Consider the following 2,463-nt stretch of genomic DNA (forward strand, 5'->3'; position numbering starts at 1 on the left):
GTCCACGGGGGAAGGGGGTGAACCCGCCGTGCGCGGCCGTGCCCGCTGGGCCCCGCTCCTCGCACGTGCGCCCGAGGGGGGACGACGCCGTGGGCGTGCGACGAAGGCGGCGGTCGGGCCCGCGGGGCCAGCGCTCAGACGGTGATGGTGATGTTGTCGATGATGTCGTCGAGGAAGCCCTCGTCACTGAGGAAGTGCAGGGAACGGGAGAACCCGGTGGCCACGGAGTCCGCCGAGGCCGGGGCTGCGCCGACCAGCAGGACGGTGGCCAGGACGACACCGGCGGCGGCACCAGCCAGGAAACGTTGCATCAAGCACATGAAAACCACTCCATGTCACTTTGGGTGTGCATTTCGCTGCCGATGGTATCCATATCGGTGAGTGTCCCGCTGGCTTTTCCACGACGAACAGCGAGCCCACGGCCCACGGCGAGCCAAGCGGCGACGCCCGGGGGCAGGGGGCGTCGCCGCGGCCTGAGGAAAAACCCAGTTCAGAACCGGGATCGGGCGAACCAGTCGCGGGCCCGCTCCAGCACCCGGGGCGCCACCTGGTGCCCTCCGGGGTGCTCCTCGGCCTGCACCCGGGCCCCGCGTTCGCCCAACTGGTCGGCCAGCAGGCGCGCCTGGTCCGCGGTGGTGATCGGGTCGGCCGCGCCGAAGCCCAGGAACACACGCACCCCCGACAGGTCCACCGGATCGGGCCGTCGCCCCTGCAGCGGCGCCCCGGCCGCGAACAGGGCGGCGCCCCGCAGCAGGTGCGGATGGAGCAGGAGCAGGGCGGCCCCGGTGTTGGCCCCGTTGGAGAACCCGCTGACCACGACCCTCTCCGGGTCCAGGTCGTAGGCGCGCACGGCCTCGGTGACGAAGGCGGCCAGCGCGGCCGTGCGCTCGATGAGGTCCTCGACGTCGAAGACGCCCTCGCGCAGACGGCGGAACCACCGGTTCATCCCGTTCTCGTCCACCGTGCCGCGCGGTGAGAGCAGGGCCGCGCCCGGAGCCAGGGCCCGCCCCAGCGGCAGGAGGTCGTGCTCGTCGGCGCCGGTGCCGTGGAGCAGCAGCAGGGTGGGCGCGTCCGCGGCGGTGGCCGGGGTGAAGACGTGGACGAGGTCGTCGACGCCGCTCACCGGCCGGCCTCCAGGGCGGGCAGGTGCGCGGCGATCCGCTCGCGGTCGGGCTCCAGCCACGGCGGGAGCCTGAGCGAGCGGCCCAGTTCCAGCAGCGGCTCGTCGTAGTCGAACCCGGGCCCGTCGGTGGCGATCTCCAACAGCACCCCGCCGGGCTCGCGGAAGTAGATGGAGGTGAAGTAGCGGCGGTCGCGGACCTCGGTCACGCCCACACCGTCGGCCTCCAGACGCTGACGCCAGGCCTCCTGGACGGGGCCGTCGGGGGCGCGGTAGGCCACGTGGTGGACCGTTCCGGCGGCGACCAGCCCGCGCGGCGCGCGGGGGTCGGCCACCACGTCGACGATGGTGCCCACGCCCCGGCCCGAGGCGGTGGTGTGAAAGCGCGTGCGCGCCCCGCTCTCACCCGCCAGGTGGAAGCCGAGCCGGTCGCCCAGCATCTGGACGGTGCCCTCCACGTCCTGCTCGGTCAGGGTCACCGCGCGGATGCCGCGGATGGCGTGTTCGGGCGGTACCGCTCCCCCGTCCCAGGGATCGGTGTCGTGGTGGTCCGCGCTGGCGGCCAGTTCGATGACCAGGCCGTCGGGGTCGCGCAGGCTCAGCACGTCCTCCTCGCCGCGCTCGGCGGGACGGGTGGCCTCCACGTCCAGGGCCGCCAGGTGCCGGGCCCACCACCCCAGGGAGCCCTCGGGCACGGAGAAGGTCGTGGTGGTGGCCTGGCCCGCGCCCACGCGCCCGCGGGGCGCGCCGGGCCAGGGGAAGAAGGTCATGATGGTGCCGGGGTTGCCCGCGCGGTCGCCGTAGTAGAGGTGATAGGTCTGGGGCGAGTCGAAGTTGACCGTGCGCTTGACCATGCGCATGCCCAGGGCGCGCAGGTAGAAGTCGGCGTTGGCCTGCGGATCGCTGGCGATCGCGGTCACGTGGTGGATTCCCGCGGGGCGCACGTCCATGTCCCTCACCCTTCGTCGAGTTCGCCGGGGAGCCTGCCAATATAGTTTAAATTTAAACTACCACGGTGTTGCGCTCCCTTCCCACACTCCCCCCGAAGCGACCCCGCTAACAAGCACACCACCCGCGCGGCGCCGGGACACCCCCCGGGACGGTGACAACCCCTACCGCAGACGGCGCAGACGCACACCCGCCGCAGCGGCCGCCGCGCACAACCCCAACGCGAACACCACCGACCCGCCCCAGCCCACACCGTCGTAGACCAGACCACCCACCCAGCCGAACAGACTCGACCCCAGGTAGTAGGCCAGGGTGTACACCGCCATGGCCTACTACCTGGGGTCGAGTCTGTTCGGCTGGGTGGGTGGTCTGGTCTACGACGGTGTGGGCTGGGG

At 72.4% G+C, this 2,463-nt stretch carries 3 protein-coding genes and 1 pseudogene; all 4 read right to left on the reverse strand.

Annotated elements, in window-relative coordinates:
- Positions 1–134 precede the first annotated feature (134 nt).
- Entirely contained in the window at positions 135–311 is a 177-nt protein-coding gene (locus ABD54_RS26255) for a hypothetical protein (protein WP_235432210.1), read from the reverse strand.
- Positions 312–490: 179 nt separating this feature from the next.
- Positions 491–1,123 (reverse strand): alpha/beta hydrolase, encoded by a 633-nt coding sequence (locus ABD54_RS26260; protein WP_047872237.1) that lies wholly within the window; start codon positions 1,121–1,123, stop codon positions 491–493.
- A complete protein-coding gene (locus tag ABD54_RS26265) occupies positions 1,120–2,070 on the reverse strand; it encodes a ring-cleaving dioxygenase (RefSeq protein ID WP_047872238.1) in 951 nt (316 codons plus the stop codon). The genes ABD54_RS26260 and ABD54_RS26265 overlap by 4 nt, the downstream gene beginning before the upstream one ends.
- Before the next feature lie 162 nt (positions 2,071–2,232).
- Positions 2,233–2,397 (reverse strand): annotated as a pseudogene (locus ABD54_RS28220) (MFS transporter); the annotation flags it as partial.
- Positions 2,398–2,463 lie beyond the last annotated feature (66 nt).

The organism is Nocardiopsis sp. RV163, from assembly GCF_001029525.1.
In the GTDB taxonomy this organism is placed as follows: Bacteria; Actinomycetota; Actinomycetes; order Streptosporangiales; family Streptosporangiaceae; genus Nocardiopsis; species Nocardiopsis dassonvillei.